The organism is Microcoleus sp. PH2017_08_TRC_O_A (assembly GCF_020738665.1).
GTDB lineage: Bacteria > Cyanobacteriota > Cyanobacteriia > Cyanobacteriales > Microcoleaceae > Microcoleus.
In genome coordinates, this window is the sequence record NZ_JAEQCE010000093.1 from 1 (window position 1) to 20,911 (window position 20,911).

Here is a 20,911-nt window from a genome sequence, read left to right on the forward strand (position 1 = left end):
GGTACGTAGTTGCGCTTCAGCGCTCTTTCCGAATATATATAAAAAACGAAAAATTAGGTACGTAGTTGCGCTTCAGCGCTCTTTCCGAATATATATAAAGAGCGCTGAAGCGCAACAACGTACCTTGATCCAATCTTTGTCGAGCAAACAAACTCAACCTCAAATATTGTACCAAGAATTCTTCTATAATTGGTATTATTAGTAGACGAGCAATTGCATTCATTTCCAGCGAGCAGAAAATCATCTGCGGTTTATGTATCAAAGTCAGATTTATTTAATTCAAGTCTAATAAGGTGCATATAGCATTTATCAGAAAGATGAGGTATGACTGTAAATGGAGTTTTTGATGCGACCTCGCTTACTATATCATAAATACTAAGAGGGCCCAAGCCCAACAACGTACCTCATCTTTCTAATAAGGTGCGTATTTCGCACCCTACACCTACAGATTAAAGCAGAGAACTAGCATTAATCAAACGCCCGTTTAAATCTGCCGGAGTCACATTCAACACAGTCCCCAACAAAGCATTAGTAAAACCGAATCTAATATTAGTAGCTTCCACACGCCCATTACGATCGGGATCGAGACTTTGCTGCGAGATGCCGCCCTTGGCTAACAAACTCGTTCCCCCCGAGATACTTCCTGGATCGAGTAACAGTAGTCTCGGATCGTTTAAACTATAACTCACTTGTTCAAAAGTGATATTGCTGCTGGTGAATGCCGTACTAATTCCGATTGAATCGCTAGACTTATCAAAATCGATAATTACGGCGTCAGGAACTTCATTTCCAACTAATCTAAGTCCAGCTTGATCGACTCTCAAAACAAAGACATCGTTGCCCGCACCTCCTTTGTAAACATCCACATCTCTGTCGCCAATTAAAGTATCGTTGCCGTCACCACCGACTAACAAATCAACACCTTGCCCCCCGCGCAGCAAATCATTTCCCACGCCGCCATCAACGAAATCACTATTTTTATCTCCCGTCAAGAAATCGTTTCCAGCTTCTCCCAAAACATCGTCATCAGCTTTGCCGCCGTAAATAGAATCATCGCCGGCACCGCCAAACAGACTGTCTTTACCATCGTTGCCGAAAATCCTTTCTGCATCTGACGCGCCCCTGACAGTATCATTGCCGCCCAGCATCCAAACTCCCCCAGGAAAACTGGCAAGTTGTCCCGGTGCAAGTGTAATATTTTCAGCAGTATTGTCTCCTACCAAGCGAGGGATGCCAGAATTATCGGGGGTGAGTACCATAGTTGTAAATTTTGTGCGATGTGATAATGGATATCTTGTAATATTCTACAGCTTGGCACAACCCGATCGCGCGATCGCACATTAAAATAAAAGTTAAAACTAGAGCCAATGCCAATTATCTTAGTTAAAGACTTAAGCAAAGTTTATCCCGTAGCGATTAAGGAACCGGGACTGAAAGGAACCATGCAGCACTTTTTTAAGCGCACTTACCGCAATATCAAAGCAGTTGAGGGCGTTTCTTTCAGTATTGAACCTGGTGAAGTGGTGGGGTTTCTCGGCGCTAACGGTGCGGGCAAAACTACGACGCTGAAAATGTTGACTGGTTTGATTTACCCGTCTGATGGTACTGTCACTGTGTGCGATCGTACTCCTTTTGGCCGCGAAGCAGCTTTTCTGCAAAGAATCACCTTAGTTATGGGGCAGAAACAGCAGTTAATTTGGGATTTACCCGTACTCGACTCTCTGCGAATCAATGCCGCAGTCTACGGCATTCCCGATCGAGATTACCGACAGCGAATTGGAGAATTGACAGAAATGCTGTCACTAGAAGGCAAATTAAATCAGGCGGTACGCAAGCTGTCTTTAGGCGAGCGAATGAAAGCGGAATTGATGGCCGCACTGCTGCACCAACCGGAGGTATTATTTTTAGATGAACCGACTTTAGGTTTGGATATCAACGCACAGTTTAGTGTCAGGCAATTTCTGCGAGAATATAACGAGCGCTATCAAGCAACTGTGCTTTTGACAAGTCACTATATGGCTGACATTACGGCTTTATGCAAGCGTGTTTTGTTAATCCATGAAGGGCAATTAGTTTATGATGGCAGTTTGGACGGATTGCTCGACAGGTTTGCACCTTACCGAGAAGTCCAGGTAAAATTAGCCGAACCGCTAGCAAAAGATAGCGCTTTTGCTTACGGCGAGGTAGAATCTATTGAAGGTAATTCAGTCCGGTTTTTGGTCAAAAGGGAGGAGCTGACGGCGAGCGTGTCGAAGATTTTAGCCCAGTTGGAAGTGATAGATTTGACTGTCACAGATCCGCCAATTGAAGAGGTAATCGGTCGAGTTTTTCGCACGGGAAAAGTGTAGAGTTCCCCCAGATTACCTAAAAAGCAAGGTGTTTTATTCTCAAGATAAAGATAGGTACGTTGTTGGGCTTCAGCCCTCTTTCTATATACGCCGAAAGAGGGCTAAAGCCCAACAACGTACCTTTACCTATAATTTTTTTAGTGAGATTGATATGAAAAGAATCATCAGAATTGCTAAAACTTTGCTACTGACTTACTACGCTTATATGCTCGAATACCGGGCAGAATTGTTTTTGTGGGCCCTGTCGGGAGCTTTGCCGTTTATCTTGATGGGCGTGTGGATGCAAGCATCAGAAAGTGGTCAGTTTGGGCTAAAGGCGATCGACTTTGCCCGTTACTTTTTGGCAGCTTTCATTGTCCGACAAACTAATGTTGTTTGGGTGATTTGGGAGTTTGAAAAAGAAGTAGTCCAAGGCAAGTTATCTAATAGATTGTTGCAGCCTCTAGATCCAGTATGGCATCACTTCGCATCTCATGTTTCCGAAAGGTTTGCGAGGCTACCTTTTGTATTCGGATTAGTGCTGCTGTTTTTTGCACTTTACCCACAGTCTTTTTGGGTGCCGAGTTTGGGCAGGTTTTTGCTGTTTTCCTTGGTTGTCGTCTTGGCTTTTTGCTTGCGGTTCCTGATCCAGTATACCTTTGCGCTGTTTGCTTTTTGGATAGAGCGCGCAAGTGCGATCGAGCAATTCTGGTTTTTAATTTACCTATTTTTATCGGGACTTATCGCACCGTTAGAAGTGTTTCCCCCGGAGGTGCGCGCAGTGGTTTTGTGGACTCCGTTTCCTTATTTGATTCATTTTCCAGCTTCAATTTTAATCGGATTACCCGTAGATATCGGCCGTGGTTTGTTGGTGATGCTGGGTTGGGGCGTGGTGTTTTTTGTGTGGAATCGCTGGCTGTGGCGGCAGGGTTTGAAACAGTATTCAGGGATGGGAGCTTAAACAGTTGACAGTGGACAATGAACAGCAAAAACCCAGATCTGATTTTCGCTGTCAACTGTTACATTCTAACGCCACCATCGCGCGACATCTTGAATGGCGGTAACAATTTCCATAATTGCATCTTTGCCACCTAATTTATAAATTACTGGTGTTAGAACACTTATATTTTCCTGAAATTCCTTGCGCTTGAGTTTAGATAAAGTGCTTTTCATGATTTCTAACCACATTTTGTATACCTCATTTTTTTGTTGGGATGATGACATTGTGTTAAGTAAAGAACTTAGAACTTTAGCGCGATCGGATTCAGACTGAATTTGACGTATTATTTCTAGCGCTTCTGAGTACAAATTTTCTGGTAATTTTTCCGCTAATGATAAGAGAACTTTAACGAGATCGTATTCAGACTGAATTTGACTTGTTATTTCTAGCGCTTCTGAGTACAAAAGTTTAGACTGTAATTTTTCCGCTAATGATGACAGAATTTCAGCGCGAGTAGATTTATCCTGAATTTGACGTGCTGTTGCTAATGCTTCCGAGTACAAAAGTTTAGACTGTAATTTTTCCGCTAATGATGACAGAATTTCAGCGCGAGTAGATTTATCCTGAATTTGACGTGCTGTTACTAATGCTTCCGAGTACAAATTTTCTGGTAAATTTACCGCCAAAGATGAGAAAACGCGATCGCGATACAATTCATCTTGAATTTGACATGCTGTTGCTAATGCTTCCAAGTACATATTTTCTGGTAACTTTTCCGCCAAAGACGAGAGAAATTTATAAATATAAAATTCATCTTGAGTTTGACGTGCTGTTTCTAATGCTTCCGAGTACAAAGTTTTAGACTGTAACTTTGTCGCTAAAGATGAGAGAACACTAGCGCGATACTTTCCAGAACGAATTTGACGAGCTATTTCTAATGCTTCCGAATACAAACTTTCTGGTAGACTTTTCACCAAAGATGAGAGAACTATAGAGCGAGCTTCTTCATCATGAATTTGACGTGTTGTTTGTAATGTTTCAAAATACAATTTTTTGGGTAACTTGAGTACCACAGATGAGAGAACTGTAGCGCGATCGAATTCATACTGAATTTTACCTGCTGTTTCTAATGCTTCCAAGTGCAAGTTTTCCGACTGTAACTTAGTCGCTAACGATGAGATAACACCAGCGCGATAGTATTCATTCTGAATTGTACGTGCTATTTCTAATGCTTTTGAGTATAAATTTTCTGGTATTTTTTCTGATAAACATGATAGAACTTCAGCGCAAGAGTATTCATTCTGAATTTGACTCGCTATTTCTAATGCTTTCGAGTATAAATTTTCTGGCAATTCCTCCGCTAAAGATGATAGAACATGAGTGCGCTCCAATTCAGAATGAATTTGAGCGGCTGTTTCTAATGCTTCCGAATACAAATTTTCCGAATGTAGCTTTTCTGAATGTAACTTTGTTGCTAAAGATGAGAGAACACGAGCGCGATTATATTCATCATGAATTTGACTTGCTGTTTCTAATGCTGCCGAATACAAATTTTCTGGTAATTTTTCCGATAACCATGAGAGAACATCAGCGCGAGAGTATTCATCCTGAATGTGACGTGCTATTTCTAATACTTCTGAGTATAAATTTTGCGATTGTAACTTTGTTGCTAAAGATGAGAGAACACGAGCGCGATACTTTTCATGCTGAATTTGACGTGCTGTTTCTAATGCTTCCGAATCCAAATTTTCTGGTAATTTTGCCACTAACGATGAGAGGACACGAGCGCGATGGTATTCATCCCAGATTTTACGTACTACTTCTAATGCTTCCGAGTACAAATTTGCTGGTATTTTTTTAACTAAATATGATAAAATTTCTGCTCTATCGGACTCATGCAAACTTTGACTTATTATTTCTAATACTTCGCAGTACAAAGTTTCCGACTGTAATTTTTCCGATAAAGATGAAATAACTTTAGCGCGATCGGACTGATCCCTAATTTTACGTGCTATTTTTAATGCTTGAGAGTACAGGTCTTCTGACGGCAATTTTTCTGCTAAAAAATATGATAGTAGATCGGCCCGAGAAGATTCATCCTGAATTTGATGTATGATTTCTAATGCTTCGGAATACAAATTTTTCGACTGCAACTTTTCTACTAAAGATGAGAGGACAAGCGCGCGAGTGGATTTATCATGATAGTATTCATTCTGAATTTGAGGTATTTTTTCTAATGCTGTTGACAACGCTTGCTTTTTTAGCTTGTCTGGCAAATAATCAGCTATCGCAATTAATGAATATGCTTTAGCTACTAAATCTGGTTTTTGCAAAGCATAAGCTAACCCTTGTTCTGGTTTCCAATATCCATTTTTTACCAGCACAACCAGCAATGCTTCTGGTATATTTGCCGACAAACTATTCAAAGAAGACACGATTAACCCATATTTACATTGTAAACTGATAACGTGCGATGGATTTTTTTCAAACTCAGATTCTGTTAATTCCCAAGCACGCGAAACATCCGTTAAAAAACCTGCTACTTGACCTAATTTTTCCCGCACTTCATACCAGCCATTATGACCGCTCGCTGACTCTTCCCGCAATAGCTGGTGAATTTCTGCTATTTTCCTTGCTTTTTCTAAATGCCAAACTAAATATTGATGAATATAACCGTCATCTGGTAGAGTATGCCAATAATTATCTGCTGTTTGCTGTTGGTATTTATCTAGTAGTTGAACGTGAGCATCTTTCCAGTTTATCCCCAACCCCAGCAAATCGCCTTGACGTTTTGGTTTTGGGGATGCAGTTAACAAATTCCGTGCTAAATCGTGGAATAAATCGTGCAATCTATAAGTTATTGTCCCATCAGCCAGAGTCACACCAGGTAATAACAACGCTTGACTGCGGAAAAACATCAAAGTTTCGCTTGCATCTCGTTCGTCTATATCCCAAAGTGTCGCTGTCATTAGGTGAGTAATGTTTGCATCTTCCGGTAACACGCCCAACCAAGCAAAACACTCTCGGTCATTTTCTTCTAACCGCTTAATGCTCAGATTTAATGATGCTTGCAAACTGACTTTTTTAAACTTATCATCATAACCAATATTCCTGATTCCGGGGTCTTGCAACGATCTTAACCGAGCAATTTCTTGCTGTATATCTGCAATCAAAGCTTGCCAAGTAGTACCATTTGCAACTTGTACAGCCGCTAATTCTAACGCTAATGGTAAATAACCAACAGCCTCAGCTAAAGCTTTTGCTGACTTAATTTCACTTGCTTCTAGTTGCTTCCCTAGTGTTTTGATTTTCTGCGTCAATAACTCTAACGCTTGTGTTTTTGTCATTACATCTAGGGGATAAGTGTTAGCACCAAGCACATTCCCGATCGAACCATCGCGAGTAGTTACTAACAGACAACAGCGAGAACCGCCAACATTAAATGCTTTTACATATTCCCACCCGTTATTTTTATCTATCCAAGCATCATCAACTACCAACAGCATTGCTTTATCCATTAGTAGGGTACGCAAATGCAGTGACGTGCTGTGCATATCCGTAACGGGATAATTATAATCCCCTAAATCATGCACCCAATGACTTAATTTTTGGAGAACGTTAGGTTCTTGACCTAAAGTTGCCCAAAGTATACCGTCGCTAAAATGATTTTGGATATCTCCGTCATGCGCTAAAGCTGCGGCTGAAGTCGATTTACCAACCGATCCCAAACCGTGAATTGCACTAACAACTAAAGTTCGATCGTTAGCCAGCAACCGCTGTTTTAAATCGCGGCTAATTTCTGGACGATCTACATAGTGTTCTGGTAAAAGTGGTGCTTGAAATATTTTTGGCCTCTTTAATTTAACACCATCAATTAAAGAGGCTGATAAGGGTCTTCGCTTTTCTCCGCAATAATTTGCGGTTGGATAACTGAAGTATCGCCGGGAGGAAGAGATTTTTGCTGCGGGAAACAATCCTCAATAAAATTTTTCACACCCAAATAGACTTTTTTATCTCCCGCTTGCGGTTTAGCAATGGTATCGTGATTTGCTTCTACCGCAGTTGGTTTTACATCTTTAATACCGGGATTGGCACTGCTAGCATTAACAATTAAAATACCGCTAGTCGGCCTGGTTTCATAATAAACTCTTGTCTCAATCCCAAACTCATCAACGTGTTGCCGATACCATTCATCAAGTTCGCGTAACTGCGATGCGTGAGTTTTTAATTCTTCAACATTAACTGTAGTCAAAAAGCCCGTCAAAGATTGTACCCATTGAGCAACATCAGAGCCAAGATGGGGAGTAGATAAAAATACAATGCCCTTGCTAGATTCAATTACCGCCTTTTTTCGTTTATTTCGCGAAAAATTTTCTGCGGTACTCAGCATTTTTTTAACCAGCAACCCACCCATGCTGTGAGTAACAAAAATTATCGGGCGATCGCCGATGTTAAAATTTTCTAAATCGTCTAAAAAGTTACTAGCCTGGTCAAATAGCGGCATAGCAGAACCGCTAGCCCTGAATCGTGCTGCATCATAACCAAAACTCCAAATCCCGACATCTTTTAAATCATTTCCCAGCCAATTCAACCAAAAATTATCTTTTTGGTAATCGGGAGCGCTAGGATTTTGCCAATGCCAAGTATTCCAAGCATGACCGGCCAAACCGTGGACAAAAACTACATCCCCTCGCCGACTGGGGTTGTCGCAACCTGATATTTTAATCAAACCCGTCATGTTCCTGTCTTCATTTGGCTGCGAGTCTGTAGTTTTTTTACCAAACATCCTAGATTCCTTTTACTGCAACAAACTCTGATAAGATTATAACGAATGAAGGTATTATTGACAAGCATAGATCTATTGTTCGCTTCCTCATCCAGTTCTCCCTTTCTCTTTTTGCTTCGCTCAAAATTAGTCTGGACAGGGGATTTTCATTTCATCTCTTGGCCAGTCAATCGACGACAAGATAGCGACCGGGGCTAGTTTATTAGAATTCGGATTTGTATTGAAGATTAAAGCGAACTCGCCTATTGAGGCGGTGCCAGGAATGATCAATTTTACTTTCGCTCGCGACGAAGTGCAAGCTATCATAGCTTATACCATTTTTCTAAAGATCTGATAAAGATAAAGGACGACAAGACGTTGTAATTATCTCGTTTCCCTAGTTTGCAAAAGTCTGTCATAACTTTAAAAAAATGGTATTACACCTTGATTGAAAAAAACGCATCCAATTGCATTCATTCACTCTCAATTCTTGAAATTATCTGCGTCGATATGTGTCGCTCTACCTCGACGGATCTGTCTATCTATACAATCAAAGATTTAGGCAAGAAGTCTATCATGCAAAAATGCAATCGCGAGCATTCAACAATTGCATAAAATATTATTTTTTGTATCTATTAATACAAAAATTTACAAAAAATTCTTATATTAATAAAACCAACGACGGATAAACGAGATAAAAGAGATTCTAATGACAGCCAAAAAAAATCTGATTGTAATTGGCAATGGTATGGTAGGTCACAAGTTCCTAGAGTTAATGGTGAGCTCGGATGCTGCCAAATGCTGGAATTTAATTACTTTCTGTGAAGAGCAGCGCGTTGCTTACGATCGCGTAAACCTCAGCGGATTTTTCTCTGGGAAAACGGCGGGAGATTTATCTCTAGTTGCACCGGGATTTTATCAAGAAAATGGTATTCAAATTCACATCGGCGACAAAGCAGTCGCCATCAATCGCGAACAAAAAACTGTCTCTTCAGCCAACGGTTTAGAAGTTCCCTACGACAAAATTGTTCTCGCCACCGGTTCCTATCCATTTGTACCGCCTATCAAAGGCAAAGACGCGGCTGGTACTTTTGTTTACCGGACAATTGACGACTTGGAGGCGATGTCAGATTATGCTAAAAATTGCAAAATAGGTGTAGTAATTGGCGGCGGTTTGTTAGGCTTGGAGTGCGCTAATGCTCTCCAAAATATGGGTTTGAAAACTCATGTGGTTGAGTTTGCATCGCGGCTGATGCCAGTGCAAGTTGATGAGGTTGGTGGTGCGATTCTCCGTAACAAAATTGAGGAGTTGGGGGTTTCGGTTCACACTAGCAAATCTACCACCGAAATTGTCAGCGAAGATGGCAAAGTTACTAAAATGCTGTTTGCTGATGGTTCGGAATTGGCAACGGATATGATTGTGTTTTCTGCTGGTATTCGCCCCCGAGATGAAATTGCCCGAGGTTGCGAGATTGCAGTGGGAGAACGCGGCGGTATTATAATTAATGATAGCTGCCAAACTTCGGATTCTGATATTTATGCGATCGGCGAATGTGCACTTTATCAAAATCGCATCTACGGTTTAGTTGCCCCTGGTTATACAATGGCTGGCGTAGCAGCAGATATTTTGAGCAGCGCTGCGGATGACGGGCAAGATGCCCGTCCCACTAGCACTTTCACTGGTGCGGATATGTCCACAAAACTGAAACTTTTGGGTGTGGATGTGGCGAGTTTTGGTGATGCTTTTGCGAATTCTGCCGGTGCTAAAGAGATTGTTGTTGCTGACAATTTCCAAGGCACTTACAAGAAATTAGTTTTAAATCAAGATGGTAGCCGAATTTTAGGCGGTATTCTCGTCGGAGATGCTTCTGCTTACGGCACTTTGCTGCAATTCATGCAAAATGATATTGCTTTGCCGCCACATCCAGAAGATTTGTTGATGCCACCGCGCGAAGGCGGAGCACCTGCTGGTTTTGGTGTGGAGAGTCTGCCGGATTCTGCTCAAATTTGTTCTTGCAATAATGTCAGTAAAGGGCAGATTTGTGAGGCGATTCGCGATCGCAATTTAACTGATGTCGGCAGTGTCAAGAAATGCACTCAAGCTGGTACGGGCTGCGGCGGTTGCGTGCCTTTGGTGACGGACATCTTTAAGTCGGAGATGAAGAAAGCCGGGTTTGCGGTCAAAAATCATCTCTGCGAACATTTTGAGTATTCCCGTCAAGAATTGTACCATTTGGTGCGCTCTCAAGAGCTGAAAAGCTTTGATGAGACGATCGCCAAACACGGCAAAGGGCACGGCTGCGAAATTTGCAAGCCTGCTGTGGCTTCGATGCTGGCTTCTACTTGGAACGACCATATTCTAGAGAAGTCTCACGTCGGTTTGCAAGATACCAACGATTACTATTTGGCAAACATTCAGCGCGACGGTACTTATTCGGTGATACCGCGCATCCCGGGTGGAGAAATTACGCCGGAGAGGTTGATTGCTTTGGGAGAAGTTGCCAGGGATTTTGGGCTTTATACTAAGATTACTGGCGGACAGCGGATCGATTTGCTTGGTGCTCGGGTGGATCAGTTGCCGCATATTTGGCACCGCTTGATTGATGCGGGATTTGAGTCTGGACACGCTTACGGTAAGGCTTTGCGGACTGTCAAATCTTGTGTTGGTAGCACTTGGTGCCGCTTTGGGGTGCAGGATTCGACGAGTTTGGCGATCGAGGTTGAGTTGCGCTATCGCGGTTTGCGATCGCCCCACAAGCTCAAGTCTGCTGTCTCTGGCTGCACTCGCGAATGCGCGGAAGCTCAAAGCAAGGATTTTGGGATTATTGCTACTGAGAATGGTTGGAATTTGTACGTGTGCGGTAACGGGGGGATTAAGCCGCAGCACGCGGTTTTGCTGGCGGCGGATATCGATAAGGAAACTTTGATTAAGTATATCGATCGCTTTTTGGTCTTGTACATTCGCACGGCCGATCGCCTGGAACGTACCGCTACTTGGTTGAACAAGCTTGAGGGCGGTATTGAATACTTGAAGCAGGTGGTAATTGAGGATTCTCTGGGCATTTGTGCTGAGTTAGAGGCGCAGATGGAGCATTTGGTGAATACTTATCAATGCGAGTGGAAAACGACGATTGAAGACCCGCAAAAGGTGCAGCGATTCCAGCATTTTGTGAATTCCGATTTGCCAGATCCGAGTATTGTTCGTGTCGAGGAACGGGGACAAAATCGCCCTGCTTACGAGGATGAAAAGGCTCTAGCTGGAGTTTCGGAATAATTCCAAGCGTGTCAACTTGAACTTAAACCTATTGTCAGCTTGATTGTTTTAGGCAAAGCCCCGGATCCCCCCTAACCCCCCTTAAAAAGGGGGGGACAGGAGTATTATCAAAGTTCTCCTAACCCCATTAAAAAAAGGGAGGAACAGGAGTATTATCTTGCGTCCCCCTTAAAAAGGGGGATGCGAGGGGGATCGATGCTCCCAGACAAACGAGAGCGCTCGTAGGTTTTAGCCAATTGTTGATAGGATGAAAGCCGTAGACTGGGAATGAGATTAGTCGTATTAAATTAACAGGAAAAAAATGGTTCAATCATTACAGGTTTCCGATACAGTAACAACTTGGGTAGATGTGTGCTCCCTGGATGCGATCGCCCCAAATACAGGAGTTTGTGCTTTGGTGGCTGGGGAACAAGTGGCTGTTTTCCGAGTGGGAAACGGGGATGAACTGTATGCTTTGAGCAATTACGACCCGTTTAGCAAGGCTTTTGTGTTGTCCCGAGGACTTGTGGGCGATCGCAGCGGCACTCTAAAAGTTGCTTCTCCGATTTACAAGCAGAATTTTAGCTTGGCTACTGGCCAGTGTTTGGACGATGAAACGGTAACAATTCCGACTTTTCGGGTTCGGGTTGCAGGCGATCGCGTTCAAGTAGCAGCTAGCTAGATTCAACGCCCCAATTGTTCGAGATCCATCCGCCAACACCCAACATTCCGATTGGGTGGTGGCGGATTTTGCATTGGGGCGCGATCGAGCCACTGGTTTTGCTATAAAATAGAGTCGATCGGCTGCATACTACAATCTGGATCGGACAGCGGTAGAAATCGCATCTACAGTCAAACTTTCGTCCGCCTGCACGGTGTAAAGAAGATAGCGTAATTTCAACCACTCGGTTTTCAATCCGCTATACAAGCGGGTTTTGTATCTATAGAAGCCGTTTCAACCGCGAGCGTCTTATTTCAGATTTTCAATCCAAACAAACTTTAGGGGGTAGGATATCACTATGTTATTAAAAAAACTTGTTGTCGAAAATAATCCCCAGACAGTGGCAGAGTTAATCGACGCACAACTCAAAACAGGTCAACTGACTGGGGCCGAACTCCAAACACAAGTTTTCGGCCAGCACTGGCGAGATGAATCTTTGCACGAATTCCTCCGAGAAATTGCAGCCAAGCTCGACAAAGAAACAGCGAGCGAAGTTATAGAATATTTGATAACTCAAAATGGTCAACAAGAAAAATTTATTAATTTATTTTTAGCAGCAGAATGCCTATCAAGAGTTAAAAATGGCATCAATGAAACAACAGAAAAAAAACTGTTAAACGCTTTAAAAAAGTTATCGCAATACGGTACGGTTTTTCTGATTCTTTATCAAAGCGCTGAAGAATTGCAGGAAACTTATCAAATTCGCTATCGATCGATCGCCGCGATCGCCCAAACTTGGAAAAACGACCCGCAAACCCTGCCTTGGCTCAAAATACTAGCACACTCCAGCGACAGCGGCGAAGTCCGCGCCACAGCAGTCAAAGCCATAGCCTGCGGTTGGCCTGACGAACCAGAAATTTACCTGATGCTCAAAAACCTCGCTAAATCCGATCGAAGCTGGGCAGTGCGATCGGCTGCAATCGAAGAAATGGCTTCTGGTTGGCCCTCTAACAGCGATACCTTGCCGCTGCTGGCGGTTCTGGCTCAATCCGATCGCAGTCCCGCAGTCCGCACCTGCGCCCTGGAACAGTTGGCCTCTCATTGGCCCGATCGCACAGATACCTTGCTGCTGCTGAGAACGGCCGCCGAATCCGACGAAAATTTGGGAGTGCGAGTCGTAGCGTGGCAAGAAATAGCCAGAGGTTGGCACAGCGTTTTAGGCACGGTGTCCCAGCTTCAAAACCTTGCCCAGACAGGAAGTTCTACCCTGCGAACAGTAGCGGTGCGGGAATTGGCAGCGGGTTGGCCCGCCGATGACGAGGTTTGCTTGCTGCTGAAAACCCTAGCCACCTCCGACAGCAACGAAGAAGTGCGAACAGCGGCGATCGAAGAATTGGCCTCGCGCTGGCCGGGCGAACCAGATATTTACCCGCTGCTGAAAAGTCTCGCCCAGTCCGACGCGAGTTCCACCGTCCGGCAGGCGGCAGTCCAAGGAATTGCCTCTGGCTGGCCATCTAAGCCCGAAACTCTGGCTTTTTTGCAAAATATAGCTACGAGCGATCTCGACGCCGAACTGCGCGAAATAGCCTTGCAACAAATTGCCTCCTGTTGGCCCGACAGCCCAGAGACACTGCCCCTGCTGCAAAAAATTGCGAACTCAGATGATTATTGGACTGTGCGGCAAGTGGTAGTAGTAGCCGCAGCCACCTTACCGTCAGCCAGTCTCGAAGTCTTTGAATGGTTGAAAATTCTGGCTGAATCAGACAGACACATCAACGTCCGAGAAACTGCGGTGGAACAGATAGCAAGAGGCTGGGGACACCGGGGCGAGACGCTGCCTTTTCTCAAACAACTGGCGGAGTCGGAGCCCAATTCTCACTTGCTGAGCGTGCTGGTGCGAGAAATAGCGCGGGGATGGCCGCAAGAGCCGGAAACCTTGTCTTGGTTGAAAATTCAGCTTGATGCTGGGGATGAGGAGGTGCGTGAGGTGGCGGTGCAGGAACTTGCTCGCAATTGGCCCGATGGTGCTGAAACTTTGCGGATGTTGGAGGCTAAAGCAGAGGGCGATGAGAGTTCGGCTGTTAGGAAAATTGCTTTGCAAAAGTTAGCCCGGGGGCGGACAAATGAGTCTCAAACTTTTGAGTGGCTGAAAATTAGGGCCGAGCAGGATGATGATTCGCAGGTGCGGGCGATCGCTCTGGTAGAGTTAATTCGGGGATGGAAGGACGAACCGGGAATGTTTGAGTTTTTGCGCCACAGAGCTCTTACCGATGCCTACGATAGAACAGGTTCTTTTGCTTACAATCCCCGGTTTACAGCACTCGAAGCAATTATCGAACATTATCCCGAAAATGAGGAAACTTTGCGATTGGTGCGATCGCTCGCAGTTGCCGATGCAGACGAGCAAGTGCGGGCTTTAGCGGGCCGCCAACTGGCGAGTCAAGATTGGTAATTGGTTGGCTGGTGGAGGAATAGTGCGATCGGGCTATTTATAACGGTGCTCAGAAAGATGAGGTATGTTGTTGGGCTTGGGCCCTTCTTAGTTTAGTGGTTATATGAGCTGTCAGTTATACCTCATCTTTTTGAGAAAGGCTATATATTGATTTTGCCGCACGATTGATGTTGATTCTTGTACCGAATTGATGTTGATTTTTCCACGCGAGCGATGGGTATTTTTCCACGCGAGCGATGGGTATTTTTCCACGCGAGCGATGGGTATTTTTCCACGCGAGCGATGGGTATTTTTCCTCGCACTGTGGGATTTCCGGCGATTTTTGCCAATTTTGATCCGCGAGCGATGGGTATTTTTCCACGCGAGCGGGGACGCTCGCACTGTAGGATTTCCGGCGATTTTTGCCAATTTTGATCCGCGAGCGATGGGTATTTTTCCACGCGAGCGGGGACGCTCGCACTGTGGGATTTCCAGCGATTTTTGCCAATTTTGATCCGCGAGCGATGGGTATTTTTCCACGCGAGCGGGGACGCTCGCACTGTAGGATTTCCGGCGATTTTTGCCAATTTTTCCACGCCGTCCCTGGCACTCAATCCAATTTGCAATTAAATGAGGTAAATCAATGTCATTGAAACAAGATTTTATTCAATTACCACTCCCCAAGAATATCCATTTTATAACATTCGTTACCTGGGAAAGACTAGAACTAACTCCACCGGCTCGACAAGTTGTTCTAGATTCTACCTTGCACTTTCACAACCAAAGATATCAACTATTCGCTGCCGTTATTATGCCAGATCACGTACATCTTTTGCTTCAGCCTTTTCCGAAGTCTGATTCTCAAGACTGGTCAATTGGAAGCTTGCTTCATAGTCTTAAAGGTTTCAGTTCAACCGAGATTCCTAAAGTAATGAAGCATATCGGTAAAGTTTGGCAAGATGGGCGACACGCGGAAATTATTAACAGCCACCAACATTTTATCAATACCTGGGAATATATTAAACAAAATCCTGTCAAAGCTAACTTATCAGATACACCTGAAAAATATCCTTTTTTCTGGGAAAACAGCTAATCTGACGACAAAAAGTGCTGTCCCCGCTCGCGGCCCGGGGTGAAACACGCGATCGCAAAAAAACAGTGCGAGCGTCCCCGCTCGCGGGCTTTCGAGAAACTCGCGGGCTTTTGTGTACGCAGAAACAGTGCGAGCGTCCCCGCTCGCGTGTACAATACGCGAGCTCCGGACAGCACTCTAAATGCAAAACTGAGATGCTCCCTATTCATTCCCACAAAAGGGCGATCGCAAATCGCACCGCTTCCCCCATCATCGAACAGCGAATACTCGCCGACGCCGTTTTCTCCCACCTCAACAACTGTTCCCGAAAACCCGCGTCTTGCTTGGCCCGCTCCACGATCGCCTGACTGATTACTTTCTTCTGAATCTGCTCTGTCGGAACACCTTCCTGCTTCAAATAATCCAACAACCGCTGTACGCTTTCAGAGAATTTATCCGGCGTCTGAGACATCAAAATAAACGAAATTTGGCGCACCATTCGCTCGTAGATTTCCTGTCTTCTGAGCAACACCTCTTTTGGGAGCGGCCTTGGTGGCTGCGGTGTTGCTGACTCCTCCTGCGAACCGTTATCCGCAACAGCCAATCCCAGCAAAATCAAAATTTCAGCGCCCTTAGCTAAAACCTTTTCCAACATATCTGGATAAAGCGCCAATATGCGATCGCCCAAAATCTTACCATTCACCAAACGGTTCGCGCTCAGCCGCAGTAAATTTTGCTCTCGGGCAGACTCAAAAAATTGAATGTTCAACTGAAGTTCGCAACTCTCTAACTCCACCCGACGCACCGTAAACACCAAAGCCTCCCAATTAGGAAACTCACCAAAACACACCTCCACAATCGAACTTTCCTCGTGATACTGCTGTCCCAATTCCCCAGACTCAAAATCGCGATCGACCGGAAAGCGATTTGCCACAACTTTCGCAGTATAATCAAAGTCAGTAAAAACATAACGACAGTTAACTTTAGACAGCTCGACATCTTGAACCTGCCAATTTTGAATGCAGCACCCCGTAAGCTGCGCCCCCTCCAAATCCGTCCGAATTAAATGGCACTCAATCAAACAAGCTTCTCTTAAATCCGCTTCAGCCAACATCGAATCCACCAAATAAGCGCCGCTTAAATCAGCTTTCCGCAAATCAGCACTGCGTAAATTAGCCTCGCTCAAATCCGCCCGCAGCAAATACACTTCTTGCAAGTTAGCTCGCAGCAAAAGCGCCTGCTTAAAACTCGCTTTCAATAAATAAGCACCCGCCAGATTCGCTCGACTCAAATCAGCCCGATCCAGCACCGCCTCAGTCAAATCCGCCCCCGCCAGCACAGCTCGGTGCAAGTCAGCGCCCGTCAGATTTGCCGATCGCAAAATCGCACCATTCAAGTCAGCTTCAATCAAATTTGCACCGCTCAAAATTGCCGATCGCAAATTCGCTTCCACCAAATGCGCTTCCCGCAAATTAGCACCCGTCAAATTCGCACCAACAAGACTCGCGCGGTTGAGATTCGCCTCCATCAATTCCGCCCCCATCAACTGCGCGCCGTCGAGTTTAGCTTTTTCTAAATTAATTTGGTCAGATTTAACTCCTTGAAGATTAGCACCGCCCAAATCCGCCTCGCACAGCGCCGCCCAATTAAGATCTGCTGCTTCCAAACAACCAAGACGCAAATCTGCTTTCGCAAGATTTGCTCCGCTCAAATTTGCCCCAGTCAGATTCGCCCCAGCCATCCCCGCACTGCGGAGATCCGCGCGGCGCAAACAAGCCCCAATTAACTTAGCATTGCTCAAAAAACACCAGCTCAAATTAGCACCCGTCAAGTTAGCACCAGTTAAGTCTATTTCTCGAAGGTTGACACCGCTTAAACTAGCACCGCTGAGGTCAATATGAGCAAAGTTACGCTCTCCCTCTTGGTAGCGCTGTAAAAATTCCTGTATTTGCATTCGCAGGGGAAGGGGAAGGTAAAAAACAATTTATAGTCGGGTAAAATAACAGTTATCTCGTTTGTAGTGAGGACTTCAGTCCTCGGATTTTATGCGGACTGAAGTCCTCACTACAGGGAGCCTCTGAGTTTTGCATTTGTAGTGCGAGCGTCCCCGCTCGCGTGCTTTATAAAGCACGCGAGCGGGGACAGCACTGAAAGAAAAAATGCTTTTTGCAAAAATGAGATGCTCCCTCACTACAAACCTATTTGATTGCGAGCTATCTACCGGACATCAGAGGATTCAGAAATGGCATTGACTCTATAATCTTAGAGAAATCTCTGCAATTCCTGTTGCAAATACTTTGCCCATTTAGTTGCTAGAGGAACTTCTGTAAAAGGAACCTGCACCGCCGCAGTATCTTTTAACAGAAATTCTATGGCGATCGCTTTTCCAGAATTCGGCGGCGATTCTAAATCTACCACAGCACCGTTAACTAACAACCGCAGCGACTGCACATTTTTCAACGAAAAACTTTGCAAATTCACAGGGCCGCTGCGAGTAGGTTTCCCCCAAGTCAAACAGTCTTCTTGCTGACCGAGTACAGCATAAATATCGTATTTTGCCTTAGCGAATTGTTCCGCCCAGACGCGATACGCTTCTAACTTTTGATACTCGTTCCATCCAGCCCAAGCCAGAGCAATAAAAAGTGCCAGCAGCGGCAGCCACATTAAACCTCTTTCCATGCAATATCCTTTTCATTCAGTTGACAGTTGACAGTTGACAGTTGACAGATGAGGGCGACCTCTACCTAAAAGGAAGAGGATTGGAGTAATGAATAGTTTTCTTTTAATTTATCCGGATCGGGGAGAGGCTTTAAACCAATTATTTCTGGTAAAAAATACTCCCGGTTTTGTTTGCCATCTCCTCTCATGATACAATTGATTGAACTCCTCAAACTTGCTCGGCAATTTAAACTAGAAATTATACCAATTTGCGATCGCACGGGCAGCCCCCACCACCACATACCAAAGGCCCGCCCGCGAGTTATCCAGCAGCCGCCACCCGTAAAACTGGCGATCGCACTGAAAATTGGGTTATTGTGGTGAACAAGCCTTCCCTAAACGGACGATCGGCCATGAAAAAGTTTTTCCTTTTGTGCTTATTTTTAATCGGGCTCGGCTGGGCGATTTCAAATTTCCCAGGACTGGCTACTCAAGGCACTTACGACTCGATTGTGCTGGATTTCCGCGAAGATATCGGTGCTGCCCAGATTGCCAAAGAAGTAAATGCGATCGCCCAACAGTACCAAATCGCACCGCAACTCAACAGCGAATTCTCAACATCAGATAATGTGTATGTTGTCAAGGGCGATCGCACTTTGCTAAACGCCCTGAGAAAATCAAATTTGGCTAAAGATACCGAATACATTGAACCGAACTACGTATACAGCGCTTTCGAGATTCCCAACGACCCCATGTATACCAAGCAGTGGAATCTTCGCAGCATCAACGTAGAATCTGCCTGGAACGAAACCAAAGGCAGCGGTACAACAGTAGCGATAATTGACACCGGCATTACCCCCGTTGCCGACTTAAAAGAAACCAAATTTGTACCGGGCTACGACTTTGTAAACGATCGCGCCGAAGCCTACGATGACCACGGCCACGGTACTCACGTCGCAGGTACTGTCGCCCAATCAACTAACAACAACTACGGCGTCGCAGGCATCGCCTACGAAGCAGCTTTAATGCCGCTCAAAGTATTAGGCGGCAGCGGTGGCGGTACAGTTTCCGACATTGCCGAAGCAATTAAATTTGCAGCAGACAATGGCGCAGATGTCATCAACATGAGTTTAGGTGGCGGTGGCGAAAGTCAGTTAATGGAAGAGGCGATCGACTACGCCCACTCTAAAGGCGTTGTCATCATCGCAGCCGCAGGCAACTCCGGCGAAAGTTCCGCTTCCTATCCCGCCCGCTATCCCCACGTCATCGGCGTTTCTGCCCTCGGCCCCAACGAAGAAAAAGCCGATTATTCCAATTTCGGCGCCGGGGTTGACATTTCTGCCCCCGGTGGTTCTGAACTGGGCAAAATTCTCCAAAGTACGATCGACCCAGAAACAGGAAACGAAGTCTTTGAAGCCTACCAAGGCACCAGCATGGCTTCTCCCCACGTCGCCGGCGTAGCAGCCCTAATCAAAGCCTCCGGCATCACAGAACCAGACCAAATTCGCAGCATACTCTTGCAATCCTCGCGAAATGTCACAGAAGACCCCTTAAACCATTTTGGTTCGGGACATCTAGACGCAGGCGCAGCAGTTCAGCTAGCCCAGCGTGGACAAATCAACTTCCGCGACTTCTTCCGCTGGCTGCGCGACAACGGCTATCTCAGCCCCCGCTTCTGGATTGACGGCGGTGCAGTCGCCCTGTTGCCGAAAATTGCCATGGTGCTCGGTTCTTACCTGCTGGCTTTCATTTTGCGGAATTATTTCCCCTTCCAGTGGACTTGGGGCTTTTCCGGCGGCTTGATTGCTGGAAGTTCTGGCTTCTGTTTCCTCCGCAACTTGTTCGTATTTGACTTGCCGCAGTGGCCGATGAGAATCATGGGTAGTTCTATCCCCGAACTCGGCGGTGCAATTAACGGCAGCAGTATGCTGAATCCCTTATTTGCTAGCGTTTTAATTCCCGGGATTTTGATTGTTTTGCTGTTGGGACACAGAGAGTGGAAGTGGATCGCGATCGCAACTTCGATCGGCTTTGCTAGCTGTTTAGCAGTGAATGCTGTTCTCTCTCCCGCAGTTTGGGGATTGGGAACTGGTTTAGTAGCACAAACATTCTTGATTGTCAATGCTTTGTTGTGTTTTGGATTGGCACGTTTGGCTATTAAAACAGAGGCGCAGTCAGCATGAGTATTACAGTCAAAGGCGAAATTGAACGCAAAGGATTAGGCCCGGGCACTTGGGCTTTAATCGGCGAAGATGGGGAAACCTACGAACTTAAGGATGCTCCTTCTGAGTTGAAAAAAGCTGGTCTTAAAGTCAGCGTCAAAGGTGAAATCCGCAAGGATGTAATGACTTTTGCGATGATCGGCCCGGTGCTTGAGGTGCAGTCTTTCGATCTGTTGTAGGTCGATCGACTCGATCCAGCTTTCGATCAAAAAAAACCCCGGCCAAAATTGGCTGGGGTTTATTAATCAGGGTGCATCTACATAATTTAATCTCCGCTCCGACAGCACCACATTCAGGAAAATTTAGAAAATTTATTTCAGCAACTCGGTTTCTTCTCACATCTTGCACCATTCTCAAGAACGGGCAAGATGCCCGTTCCACAAAAGATGAATTTTCTTGTGGAACAGGCATCTTGCCTGTTCATAAAAAGGTAATTGAGAATGGTGCAAGATCTCAGTTTCTTTCAACATTTGTCGTAACCCAAGAGCAAAACTCCTAGAAACCGGGTTTCTGAGCTTATACTTCAGCCCTCAAACAGTCGCTACCTCTGGTTATATCTAATTTTTGCCAAAAAAAACCCGG

15 protein-coding genes are annotated in these 20,911 nt (G+C 45.1%); 9 read left to right on the forward strand and 6 right to left on the reverse strand.

Annotation, left to right across the window (positions count from 1 at the left end):
- Positions 1-449 precede the first annotated feature (449 nt).
- A complete protein-coding gene (locus tag JGK22_RS26530) occupies positions 450-1,259 on the reverse strand; it encodes a calcium-binding protein (RefSeq protein ID WP_293193734.1) in 810 nt (269 codons plus the stop codon).
- Between the two features lie 108 nt (positions 1,260-1,367).
- Here JGK22_RS26530 and JGK22_RS26535 point away from each other — a divergent pair, with 108 nt between their 5' ends.
- Both JGK22_RS26535 and JGK22_RS26540 read left to right on the forward strand, forming a co-directional pair.
- The gene (locus JGK22_RS26535; protein WP_293207204.1) at positions 1,368-2,348 is read left to right on the forward strand and encodes an ATP-binding cassette domain-containing protein; all 981 of its coding nucleotides are present in this window, start codon (positions 1,368-1,370) and stop codon (positions 2,346-2,348) included.
- Positions 2,349-2,499: 151 nt separating this feature from the next.
- Positions 2,500-3,288: an ABC-2 family transporter protein gene (locus JGK22_RS26540; RefSeq protein WP_293207207.1), complete on the forward strand. Its 789-nt coding sequence runs from the start codon at positions 2,500-2,502 to the stop codon at positions 3,286-3,288.
- Between the two features lie 65 nt (positions 3,289-3,353).
- On the opposite strand, the gene JGK22_RS26545 is transcribed toward JGK22_RS26540, so the two are convergent.
- Both JGK22_RS26545 and JGK22_RS26550 read right to left on the reverse strand, forming a co-directional pair.
- Positions 3,354-7,241: an NB-ARC domain-containing protein gene (locus JGK22_RS26545; protein WP_293207210.1), complete on the reverse strand. Its 3,888-nt coding sequence runs from the start codon at positions 7,239-7,241 to the stop codon at positions 3,354-3,356.
- Entirely contained in the window at positions 7,142-8,053 is a 912-nt protein-coding gene (locus tag JGK22_RS26550; protein ID WP_293207213.1) for an alpha/beta fold hydrolase, read from the reverse strand. The genes JGK22_RS26545 and JGK22_RS26550 overlap by 100 nt, the downstream gene beginning before the upstream one ends.
- Before the next feature lie 688 nt (positions 8,054-8,741).
- Here JGK22_RS26550 and nirB point away from each other — a divergent pair.
- The 3 genes from nirB to JGK22_RS26565 all read left to right on the forward strand — a co-directional run bounded on the left by nirB (position 8,742) and on the right by JGK22_RS26565 (position 14,398).
- Positions 8,742-11,306, forward strand: a complete 2,565-nt coding sequence (gene nirB, locus JGK22_RS26555) for a nitrite reductase large subunit NirB (RefSeq protein WP_293186588.1) — start codon at positions 8,742-8,744, stop codon at positions 11,304-11,306.
- Positions 11,307-11,607: 301 nt separating this feature from the next.
- Positions 11,608-11,967, forward strand: a complete 360-nt coding sequence (nirD, locus tag JGK22_RS26560) for a nitrite reductase small subunit NirD (RefSeq protein WP_293143783.1) — start codon at positions 11,608-11,610, stop codon at positions 11,965-11,967.
- Between the two features lie 337 nt (positions 11,968-12,304).
- Complete coding sequence (locus JGK22_RS26565) at positions 12,305-14,398, forward strand: HEAT repeat domain-containing protein (RefSeq protein ID WP_293314115.1); 2,094 nt, start codon at positions 12,305-12,307, stop codon at positions 14,396-14,398.
- 115 nt (positions 14,399-14,513) lie between these two features.
- Here JGK22_RS26565 and JGK22_RS26570 read toward each other — a convergent pair whose 3' ends face one another.
- Positions 14,514-14,885, reverse strand: a complete 372-nt coding sequence (locus JGK22_RS26570; RefSeq protein ID WP_293314117.1) for a hypothetical protein — start codon at positions 14,883-14,885, stop codon at positions 14,514-14,516.
- A gap of 135 nt (positions 14,886-15,020) precedes the next feature.
- Here JGK22_RS26570 and JGK22_RS26575 point away from each other — a divergent pair, with 135 nt between their 5' ends.
- Positions 15,021-15,470 carry a transposase gene (locus tag JGK22_RS26575; protein ID WP_293186592.1) on the forward strand — a complete coding sequence of 150 codons (450 nt, stop codon included), beginning with the start codon at positions 15,021-15,023 and terminating at the stop codon, positions 15,468-15,470.
- Positions 15,471-15,675: 205 nt separating this feature from the next.
- On the opposite strand, the gene JGK22_RS26580 is transcribed toward JGK22_RS26575, so the two are convergent.
- The gene (locus JGK22_RS26580) at positions 15,676-17,403 is read right to left on the reverse strand and encodes a pentapeptide repeat-containing protein (protein WP_293186594.1); all 1,728 of its coding nucleotides are present in this window, start codon (positions 17,401-17,403) and stop codon (positions 15,676-15,678) included.
- Positions 17,404-17,711: 308 nt separating this feature from the next.
- Positions 17,712-18,128 (reverse strand): hypothetical protein, encoded by a 417-nt coding sequence (locus tag JGK22_RS26585; RefSeq protein WP_293186595.1) that lies wholly within the window; start codon positions 18,126-18,128, stop codon positions 17,712-17,714.
- Between the two features lie 186 nt (positions 18,129-18,314).
- Here JGK22_RS26585 and JGK22_RS26590 point away from each other — a divergent pair, with 186 nt between their 5' ends.
- From JGK22_RS26590 to JGK22_RS26600, 3 genes are read left to right on the forward strand one after another with little or no spacing between them, the layout of a single operon-like run.
- Positions 18,315-18,491 carry a hypothetical protein gene (locus JGK22_RS26590; protein ID WP_293186597.1) on the forward strand — a complete coding sequence of 59 codons (177 nt, stop codon included), beginning with the start codon at positions 18,315-18,317 and terminating at the stop codon, positions 18,489-18,491.
- 29 nt (positions 18,492-18,520) lie between these two features.
- Positions 18,521-20,290 (forward strand): S8 family peptidase, encoded by a 1,770-nt coding sequence (locus JGK22_RS26595; RefSeq protein WP_293314120.1) that lies wholly within the window; start codon positions 18,521-18,523, stop codon positions 20,288-20,290.
- Positions 20,287-20,508: a hypothetical protein gene (locus JGK22_RS26600; protein ID WP_293186601.1), complete on the forward strand. Its 222-nt coding sequence runs from the start codon at positions 20,287-20,289 to the stop codon at positions 20,506-20,508. The genes JGK22_RS26595 and JGK22_RS26600 overlap by 4 nt, the downstream gene beginning before the upstream one ends.
- The last annotated feature ends 403 nt before the right edge of the window (positions 20,509-20,911 follow it).

Bases quoted from the DNA above. Each gene is read 5' to 3' on its own strand.
- JGK22_RS26530 (WP_293193734.1), bottom strand. From the start codon at position 1,259: ATGGTACTCACCCCCGATAATTCTGGCATCCCTCGCTTGGTAGGAGAC.
- JGK22_RS26535 (WP_293207204.1), top strand. From the start codon at position 1,368: ATGCCAATTATCTTAGTTAAAGACTTAAGCAAAGTTTATCCCGTAGCG.
- JGK22_RS26540 (WP_293207207.1), top strand. From the start codon at position 2,500: ATGAAAAGAATCATCAGAATTGCTAAAACTTTGCTACTGACTTACTAC.
- JGK22_RS26550 (WP_293207213.1), bottom strand. From the start codon at position 8,053: ATGTTTGGTAAAAAAACTACAGACTCGCAGCCAAATGAAGACAGGAAC.
- nirB (WP_293186588.1), top strand. From the start codon at position 8,742: ATGACAGCCAAAAAAAATCTGATTGTAATTGGCAATGGTATGGTAGGT.
- nirD (WP_293143783.1), top strand. From the start codon at position 11,608: ATGGTTCAATCATTACAGGTTTCCGATACAGTAACAACTTGGGTAGAT.
- JGK22_RS26565 (WP_293314115.1), top strand. From the start codon at position 12,305: ATGTTATTAAAAAAACTTGTTGTCGAAAATAATCCCCAGACAGTGGCA.
- JGK22_RS26575 (WP_293186592.1), top strand. From the start codon at position 15,021: ATGTCATTGAAACAAGATTTTATTCAATTACCACTCCCCAAGAATATC.
- JGK22_RS26580 (WP_293186594.1), bottom strand. From the start codon at position 17,403: ATGCAAATACAGGAATTTTTACAGCGCTACCAAGAGGGAGAGCGTAAC.
- JGK22_RS26585 (WP_293186595.1), bottom strand. From the start codon at position 18,128: ATGGAAAGAGGTTTAATGTGGCTGCCGCTGCTGGCACTTTTTATTGCT.
- JGK22_RS26590 (WP_293186597.1), top strand. From the start codon at position 18,315: ATGATACAATTGATTGAACTCCTCAAACTTGCTCGGCAATTTAAACTA.
- JGK22_RS26595 (WP_293314120.1), top strand. From the start codon at position 18,521: ATGAAAAAGTTTTTCCTTTTGTGCTTATTTTTAATCGGGCTCGGCTGG.
- JGK22_RS26600 (WP_293186601.1), top strand. From the start codon at position 20,287: ATGAGTATTACAGTCAAAGGCGAAATTGAACGCAAAGGATTAGGCCCG.